At 76.8% G+C, this 8560-nt stretch carries 6 protein-coding genes; 3 read left to right on the top strand and 3 right to left on the bottom strand.

Annotation, left to right across the window (positions count from 1 at the left end; genetic code table 11):
* The 3 genes from MNZ27_RS24130 to MNZ27_RS22310 form a co-directional block, all read right to left on the bottom strand.
* The coding region (locus tag MNZ27_RS24130; protein ID WP_242396279.1) for an HlyD family efflux transporter periplasmic adaptor subunit at positions 1 to 332 on the bottom strand (332 nt) is incomplete at its 3' end.
* Between the two features lie 7 nt (positions 333 to 339).
* Entirely contained in the window at positions 340 to 2700 is a 2361-nt protein-coding gene (locus tag MNZ27_RS22315; protein WP_242396278.1) for an ABC transporter permease, read from the bottom strand.
* Positions 2697 to 3431, bottom strand: coding sequence for an ABC transporter ATP-binding protein (locus MNZ27_RS22310; RefSeq protein ID WP_242396277.1), 735 nt, complete (start codon positions 3429 to 3431; stop codon positions 2697 to 2699). The genes MNZ27_RS22315 and MNZ27_RS22310 overlap by 4 nt, the downstream gene beginning before the upstream one ends.
* Positions 3432 to 3646: 215 nt before the next feature.
* Between MNZ27_RS22310 and gloA the strand changes: the two genes are divergently transcribed.
* The 3 genes from gloA (at position 3647) to MNZ27_RS22295 (ending at position 8449) form a co-directional block, all read left to right on the top strand.
* Positions 3647 to 4033, top strand: a complete 387-nt coding sequence (gene gloA / locus MNZ27_RS22305; RefSeq protein WP_242396276.1) for a lactoylglutathione lyase — start codon at positions 3647 to 3649, stop codon at positions 4031 to 4033.
* Positions 4034 to 4139: 106 nt separating this feature from the next.
* The gene (locus MNZ27_RS22300) at positions 4140 to 7457 is read left to right on the top strand and encodes a hemerythrin domain-containing protein (RefSeq protein ID WP_408629707.1); all 3318 of its coding nucleotides are present in this window, start codon (positions 4140 to 4142) and stop codon (positions 7455 to 7457) included.
* A 179-nt stretch (positions 7458 to 7636) separates the two neighbouring features.
* Complete coding sequence (locus tag MNZ27_RS22295) at positions 7637 to 8449, top strand: substrate-binding domain-containing protein (RefSeq protein ID WP_242396274.1); 813 nt, start codon at positions 7637 to 7639, stop codon at positions 8447 to 8449.
* The last annotated feature ends 111 nt before the right edge of the window (positions 8450 to 8560 follow it).

Below are 8560 nucleotides of genomic sequence, written 5' to 3'. Positions count from 1 at the left end.
GCCGTCCGGCGCGCGCCGAGCTCGCGCCGGGTGCGCGCGTCGAGCGGCGCCGGCGCGCCGGGCACGAGCGTCGCCACCGGCTCGCCCGCGCGGACCGCGTCGCCCTCCCGCACCGCGAGCCGCTCGAGGTGTCCGGGGACCGGCGCGGTGACGACGAAGAGATCGCGCACGCGAGTCCGGCCGGTGCCCTCCACCGTCGCGCGGATGGGACCGCGGACCGCGGTGGCGACCTCCACCGGGACGGGCCGGGGCCGGAGCACGGCGAAGGTCGCGATGGCGAGGATCGCGACCGCGCCCACGGCGACGCTCGTCTTGCGGGACGGCTTCTTCACCACTTTCTCACTCCTTCGACTTCAGCACGTCGAGCAGGTCGGCGCGGCGTACCCAGCGGGTCGCGGCGAGGAGGACCGCCGCCGTCGCGGCGAGGATCAGGAGCGCCGCCCGCACGAAGGTCGCGGCCGAGATCTCGGCCGGGATCCGGTACAGGTCGGTGCTCGCCCGCGCGGCGGTCCACCCGACGAACCCGAGCCCGAGGGCGCACCCCGCAGGGATCCCGAGCGCCGCGTGGACGCCGATCTCGCCCGCGAGCACGCGCCAGATCTCGGCGCGGGTGAACCCGAGGACCCGCAGCGTCGCGAGCTCGCGGGCCCGCTCCGCCCAGGTCACCCGCGCGGCGTTGTAGACCACCCCGGCCGCGATGACGGCGCCGAGGGCGCCGAGCGCGGCCATGTAGGCGAGGATGAAGCCCGCCACCAGGCTCCTGAAGGCCGCGACGCTCGCCGCGCGCGCGGTGGTGCCGGCGACGCGCGGCCGCTCGCGGAGGCGCGCCTGGACCACGTCGAGCGCCGCCGGATCGACGGAGAGCTGCGCGCCGGAGAGGAGGTCCCCCTCCCCGAGGAAGTCCGCGAGCGCGCGCCGCGAGAGCGTCGCCTGCACCCCGAGGAGGTCGTCCACGAGCAGCGCGACCGTCAGCGGCCCGGTGCGCCGGCGCCCCTCGAGCACCTCGATCTCCACGCGGTCCCCCGGCGCGGCGTGGAGGAGCTCGCCGAGCTTCGCCGAGAGGACGAGCCCCGCGGGCGGCAGGGGGACCACCCGCCCGTCGGCGGTGACGAGACGGGTCAGGTCGGCGCCGGGATCGACGCCGGTGAGCGCCGTCCGGTAGCTGCGGTGCCCGCGCCGAAGCGTCACCGGGACCGCCCGGAACCCCTCCACCGCGCGGACCCCGGGCAGGCTCCGGAGCTCCAGGGCGCCGGCGGGCGCGACCGCGTCCGTGAAGGTCACGGTCAGATCCTGGCGCTGCGCCACGACGAGCTGCTGCTCGAGGATGAGGTCCATCGCGTCCGCCGCGAACCAGGCGACCACGAGGATCGCCACCGCGCAGGCGAGGCCGGCGGCGGAGAGCAGCGCCCGGATCGGGCGGCGCGCCACGTCCCGGGCGATCATCCGGGCGGCGGGCGAGAGCGGCCGGAAGAGCCCCGCCCGCTCGAGGAGCGTCGGGCGGTAGGAGGCTGGCGGCTCCGGCCGCATCGCCTCGGCGGGCGCGATGCGCACCGCGCGCCGGACCGCGCCGAGGCTCCCGGCGAGCGCGGCCGCCAGCGCGACGAGCACCGCCACGACGACCACGCCGGCCTCTCCCTCGAAGGCGAGCACCGGGAGGCGGTAGAAGTCGGCGTAGCTCCGCGCGAACGCGCGGCCGAGCGCGATCCCGCCGATCGCGCCCAGCGCCCCTCCGGCGAGGGCGATGATCGAGACGAGCTTCGCGTAGTGGAGGGCGATCGCCCGCGCTCCGTACCCGAGCGCCTCGAGGGCGCCGATCTGCTGCCGCTGCGTCGTCACGAGGCGCGAGAGCACCACCGAGACGACGAACGCGGCGACGCCGAGGAAGATCGCCGGCACGAGCGCCGCCATCGCCCGGAGCTGCGCCAGCTCGTCGGAGAGGAACCGGTGGGAGACGTTCCGGTCGCGGCCGTGCGCGCCGAGGCCGCCGTACGGCGCGAGCAGGCGGTCGATGCCGGCGATCACGTCCGCCTCGCGGGCGCCCGGCGCGAGCAGGACCGCCACCTCGTCGAAGGCCCCCTCGAGGTCCGCCGCGGCCGCGAGCCCGGCGCGGGAGGTCCAGAGGATCCCGTAGGCCCGGTCGTCCGGGAAGAGGTCGCCGGGGCGGATGGCGTACACGAACTCGGGGGACAGGGCGACGCCCGCGATCCGCAGGACCTGCCGCTTGCCGTTCACCACCACGCCGAGCCGATCGCCGGGCCGGAGCTGGTTCGCGAGGGCGAACCCCTCGGAGACGAGCACCTGGTCGGTCCGGTCGGGGTCGAGACCGCTCCCGGCGCGGAGGTACGGCACGTTCACGCGGGCGCCGCCGGGCGGCAGCGAGAGGATCCGGGCGGACGCGGGCGGGCCGCCCGCGGGGCGCTCCACCGTCGCGCTCGAGGCGACGCGCGTCTCGACCTCCGCGACGCCGGGGAGCGCCGCGATGCGGGCGGCGATCCCCTCCGGCGCCCGGCGGGCGGCGGCGAAGACGTGCGCGAACCGGTGCTCGGCGTAGTAGCGCGCCTGGGACCGCTCGAGCGCGCGGGCCGTGGCGACGGAGCCCACCAGCGTCGTCACCGCGCACGCGAGGAGCACCGCGATCGCCACCGCCTGCCCGGCGTGCGCGCGCAGATCGCGGAGGACCTTCCTGTCGAGCGCCCTCACCACGCCAGCGCCTCCGGCGGCGCCCGGTGCGCGTTCCGCTCCTCGCGCACGATCCGGCCGTCGCGCATCGAGATCACCCGGTCCGCCATCGCGGCGATGGCCGCGTTGTGGGTGATGATCACCGTGGTGGTGCCGAGCTCACGGTTCACCCGCTCGAGCACCGAGAGGACGAGCCGCCCGGTCTGCACGTCGAGGGCGCCGGTGGGCTCGTCGCACAGGAGCACGTCGGGGCGCTTCACGATGGCGCGCGCGATGGCGACGCGCTGCTGCTCGCCGCCGGAGAGCTGCGACGGAAAGTGGTCGACGCGCGCCGCGAGCCCCACGCGCGCCAGCGCGTCGGCCGGATCGAGCGGGTGCTCGGCGATCTCGGCGGCGAGGGCGACGTTCTCGCGGGCGGTGAGGCTCGGGACGAGGTTGTAGAGCTGGAAGACGAAGCCCACGTGGTCCCGGCGGTACCGGGTGAGGAGCCGCTCGTCGGGGTTCGCCAGGTCGTGATCGCGCCAGGTGACGGTCCCGGCGGTGGGGACGTCGAGTCCGCCGAGGACGTTGAGGAGCGTGGACTTGCCGGAGCCGGACGGGCCGAGGAGGACCACCAGCTCGCCCTCGTAGAGATCGAGGTCCACGCCGCGGAGCGCGGGGACGGCGATCTCGCCCACGCGATAGACCTTCTCCAGGCCGCGCGCCGCGAAGACCGGCGCGCGGCCGGCGACGGCTTGTGCGGTCGTCGTCACGGCCCGCGCTCTCCGGCTCGACAGTGCGCGCCGTCCGCCGGCCCGACGCAAGGGACAGGGAGCCGCGGGATCCCCCGGCCGGCCTCCTCGTAGGAGCCGCCCGCGCGGGGACCCAAGGGTCGGTCGCCCTCTTCGCGCCCCGGGACGCCCTCTTCCCGTCGCCGGTCGCGCGCGACGGCCCGCTCGCTTATCCTCCACCCCCGAGGGAGACAGGAATGCGCATCCTCCACACCATGCTCCGCGTGGGCGACCTCGAGCGGTCGCTCGCCTTCTACACCGGCGTCCTCCGCATGACGCTGCTCCGCAGGCAGGACTTCCCCGAGGGGCGCTTCACCCTCGCCTTCGTCGGCTACGCGCCCGAGTCCGAGCAGGCGGCGATCGAGCTCACGCACAACTGGGACACGAAGGCCTACGACCTCGGCGCCGGGTTCGGCCACGTCGCGATCGAGGTCCCCGACGCCGCCGCGGCCTGCGCCGAGATCAGGCGTCGCGGCGGCACGGTCGTGCGCGAGGCCGGGCCGATGAAGCACGGCACCACCGTGATCGCGTTCGTGCAGGATCCCGACGGGTACAGGATCGAGCTCATCCAGAAGGGGAGCTAGGCGGGCCTCGGGGCGCGGGCCTCGGGCCTGCGGCCGGTCCCGCGGCGTTGTCGTCGAGTCGGGTCACCAGCACCTTCCATGGACGACCTCGGGAGGTCGCCCCATGATCGAGCCCCAGCCGCCGCGCGCGGAGCTCCCGTCCGGGCTCGAGCTCCGCGGCTCGATGCCGGAGGGGTGGGAGGAGGTCCTGACCCCGGGCGCCCTCGCCTTCGTGGTCGAGCTGGTCCGGACGTTCCGGCCCCGGGTGGAAGGGCTGCTCGAGCGGCGCGCCGACCTGCAGCGCCGCCGCGACGCCGGCGAGCGGCTCGACTTCCTCGCGGCGACCGCGGAGCTCCGCGCCGCGGACTGGACGGCCGCTCCCATCCCGGCCGATCTCCAGGACCGGCGCGTCGAGCTCACCGGCCCGGTGGACCGCGACGGGCTCGCCGCCGCCCTGGGCTCCGGGGCGACCGGCTTCGTGGCGGATCTCGAGGACGCCACCTCGCCCACCTGGCGGAACGTCGTCGAGGCGCAGCTCGCCCTCGCGGTCGCCGCTCACGGCGCGACGGAGCAGGCCGCGCCGGGCGGCGCGAGCGTCCGCCGGTCTGGCGGCCGGAGCGCGGTGCTGATGGTGCGTCCGCGCGGCTGGCACCGCGTCGAGGAGCACGTGCTCGTGGACGGCCGGGCCGCCCCGGCCGCCCTCTGGGACTTCGGCGTCCACTTCTGGAGGGGGGCGCGGGCGCTCGTCGCGAAGGGGAGCGGCCCCTACTTCGAGCTCGCCAAGCTGGAGGATCACCTCGAGGCGCGGCTCTGGAACGACGTGTTCGTCCGCGCGCAGGCGCGGGTCGGGCTCCCGCGCGGCACCGTCCGCGCCACCTGCGCGATCGAGACGCTCCCCGCCGCGTTCGAGATGGACGAGATCCTCTGGGAGCTGCGCGAGCACGCCGCCGGCCTGAGCTGCGGGCGCGCCAGCTACGTCCGCTCGTTCGTCGAGCGGCTCGGCGCGGACCCGCGGATGGTCCTCCCCGATCCCGCGAGCATCCCCCTGGGTCGCGGCTTCCTCCGGGCTCACGCGCGGCTCCTCGTCCAGACGTGCCACCGGCGCGGCGTCCACGCGCTGGGCGGCCCGGCCGCGCGGCTCCTGGCGGGAGGCGGCCCGGGGGCGGACGCGCGCGCCCTCGCCGCGGTCCGCGCCTGCGTGCTCCGCGAGGTGGCCGACGGTCACGACGGGACGCGGGTCGCGCACCCCGGCCTCGTCCCCGTCGCGAGGGCGATCTTCGACGAGCGCGTGAAGACGCCGAACCCGCTCCGCCGCCGGCGCGAGGCGGCGCGTGTCACCGCCGACGAGCTGCTCCGGCCGCCGCAGGGCGCGCGCACCGAGGCCGGCCTCCGCCTGAGCGTCCGCGCCTCGATCCGGATCCTCGCGGCCTGGCTCCACGGCTCGGGCCGGATCCCGCTCCACGGCGTCCTGGAGGACGTGGCCACCGCGGAGCTCTCTTGCGCCCTGGCGTGGCAGTGGATCCACCACGGCGCGCCCATGGAGGACGGGCAGGCCCTGACCGTCGAGCGGCTCCGGACGATCGTCGCGGAGGAGGTGGACCGGATCCGGCTCGAGGTGGGCGACGCGCGCTTCGCGGCGGGGCGCTTCGAGGAGGCCCGCGCGCTGTTCGAGCGTGCGAGCACCGGGCCCGAGCTCGGCGAGCTCCTCACGGTCCGCGGCTACGGGCTCCTCGAGGCGAGCCCCGCCCAGGCGGGCCCTGCCCAAGCGGACCCCCGCGCGGCGTCCGACGCGGCGGGGTCCGCGGCGCCGGCACACCCCGATCCGCGGCGCTGGGAGGGGATCGTCCGCGGTCACGGTCGCGCGGACGTCGAGCGGCTGCGCGGATCGGTGCGGATCGAGCTCACGCTCGCGCGGATGGGCGCGGAGCGGCTCTGGGCGCTGCTCCACTCGGAGCCGTACGTGAACGCGCTCTGCGCGCTCACCGGCGGCCAGGCCGCGCAGATGGTGAAGGCAGGTTTCCAGGCGGTGCACGCCGGCCGCCTCCCGGCCGACGCCAACGCCGACGCCTGCCCCGGCCGGAACCGCCCGGGGGCGAGCTCGATCGCCGAGCGGGTCCGGCGCATCAACCGCGCCCTCCAGCGCGCCGACCAGCGCGAGCACGCGGAGGGCCGGCACGGGACGTACTGGTTCGCCCCCGTCGTCGCCGGGGTGGAGGCCGGCGCCGGTCGGCCGCTCGACGCCTTCGAGCGCGTGAAGGACGCGATCGAGGCGGGCGCGGCGGCCGTGCACCTCGGCGACGAGGTGGCGAGCGCGGAGCGGCGCGGCCGCCCCGGCGGGAAGGTGCTCGTGCCGACCTCGACCTTCGTCCGCACCCTCACCGCCGCGCGCCTCGCGGCGGACGTGGCGGACGTCCCCACGGTGCTCGTGGCGCGCACCGTCGCGACGGGCGCGGCCCTCGTCACCAGCGACGCGGATCCCCGCGACGCCCCCTTCCTCGTGCCGGGCGAGCGGTCCGCGGAGGGCTTCCACCGCTTCCGCGGCGGCCTCGACGCCGCCATCGCGCGCGGGCTCGCCTACGCGCCGCACGCGGATCTGATCTGGTGCGAGGCGCTGGCGCCCGACCTGCACGAGGCGCGGCGGTTCGCGGAGGGGATCCACGCCCGCTTCCCCGGGAAGCTCCTCGCCTACGACTGCGCGCCGCTCGCCCGGTCGCGGCGCCTCGACGCCGCGACCGGCGCGCGGTTCCAGCGAGAGCTCTGCGCCATGGGGTACCGGCTCCAGCTCGCGACGCTCGCCGGGCTTCGCGCGCTGGACCACTCCGCCCGGCGGCTCGAGGCGCGCGGGATGGCGGCCTTCGCGGAGCTCCGGCAGCGGGAGCTCGAGCCGGCGCGGCACGGCTCCCCCGCCGGCGGCGGTCGGCGCGCGGCCGGCGCCGGGTATCTCGCCCGCGTCGCCGCGATCGTGGCCGGCGGCGGCGGCCCCCTCGCGCGCGACGCGGCGCCGGAGCGGGTGCGGGTGCAGCGCCGAGGCGCGGACCGGGCGCCGCCGACGCACGGCGTCGAGCAGGTCCAGCGCGCCGTCGAGGCGGACCACGCGCGCCTGCGCGAGCTCGTGCTCCGGATCGAGCGCTCCACCGGATCGGCGGCGATCTCGGCGGCGCTCGACGAGCTGTTCCAGCAGCTCAGCGAGCACTTCGCGCACGAGGAGCACGCGAAGGGGCTGTACGGGCTCCTCGCGACGAACGGGCCGGGCCGCCGCGAGGAGCTCGCGCGGATGGCCGACGAGCACCGGCAGATCCTCGGCCAGCTCGCGGCGCTCCTCGAGCGCACCCGTGGTCCGGGCTCCCTCGCCGCGGGCGACCTCGGCCCGCTCGCCGCCGAGCTCACGAGCCGGATCATGGACCACGAGGCTCGGGAGTCCCGCCTCGTGGACGCCCTCGCCTGAAGGTGTCCCCCGCTCGCGTCGAGCTCTTCGCGCCTCACGCTCCCTGCCTGCGCGGCGGGTACGCGCCGACCCCGGCCTCCGCCCTCGGGTGGGTGCGTACGAATCCGCATGCGGAGCTCTTCCATCCGAAAGGGGCACCCTGATAGGACTTTGGGAGGTCCCACGAGGGAGGAGCCCGGATGTCGCCACGTCAGTCGATCGCTGCGCTCGCGGTGGCGCTCTGCGCGTGCAGCCGGCCCTCGCGGTCCGAGCCGCAGCGCGAGGAGCCGCTGAGCTACGACGGCGCGACCACGATCTCGAACCGCATCCTGCCTGAGGCGCTGCCGCTGTTCGAGCGGAGCACCGGGCACCGGTTCGCGCGCATCGAGCGGAGCGGCGCCGGCAAGGGGCTCGACGCGATGTTCGCGGGGCAGGTGAGCGTCGCGGGCGTGACCCGGAACCTGACGGAGGCGGAGCTGGCCCGGGCGCCGCACGTGGTGCTGATCGGCTACGACGCGCTCGGGATCTTCGTGAGCGACGCGAGCGCCGTCCAGGGACTGACCCGCGCGCAGCTCAAGGCGATCTACACCGGCCGGATCCGGAGCTGGAAGCAGGTCGGCGGGGCGGACGTGCCGGTCACCGTCTGCACCGAGCGGCTCGCGAGCAAGCGCGCGACGCTCGACACGGTGCGTACGGTGGCGCTCGACGGCGAGCCGTACGGTCCGGTCCGCGAGCTGGACGACCCCGCCGACTGCCTGCAGCTCGCGCTGCGCGAGCCCGGCGTCGTCACCGCCGCGACGATGGCGTACGCGATCCCCGGGGTCCGCGCCGTCCCGCTCGACGGCCTCCTGCCGGCGCCCGACCAGGTGCGCTCCGGGCGCTACCTCCTCTCCCGCCCGATGCTCCTCGTGACCCGCGCGCCCCCCACCGGAGCGCTGAAGGAGTTCTTCGACTTCGTGGTGTCGCCCGCCTCGCAGGACGTGGTCGCCCGCCGCTTCGTCCCCATCCGCTGACCGCGTCCCGCGCGTGGCGCGCAGGAGGCGAGCGGGCGCGCGGCCGGTGACCGGCGGCCGTGCCGGCGCGGCCCGGCCGTGCCCTCGCCCGCGCGCGCCCGATCCGGCGCC

Source organism: Anaeromyxobacter oryzisoli (genome assembly GCF_022690765.1).
GTDB lineage: Bacteria > Myxococcota > Myxococcia > Myxococcales > Anaeromyxobacteraceae > Anaeromyxobacter > Anaeromyxobacter oryzisoli.
The sequence above is the reverse complement of the archived record's forward strand: the minus strand, read 5'-3'. Positions and strand labels throughout refer to the sequence as shown.

Bases quoted from the DNA above. Each gene is read 5' to 3' on its own strand.
- MNZ27_RS22295 (WP_242396274.1), top strand. From the start codon at position 7,637: ATGTCGCCACGTCAGTCGATCGCTGCGCTCGCGGTGGCGCTCTGCGCG.
- gloA (WP_242396276.1), top strand. From the start codon at position 3,647: ATGCGCATCCTCCACACCATGCTCCGCGTGGGCGACCTCGAGCGGTCG.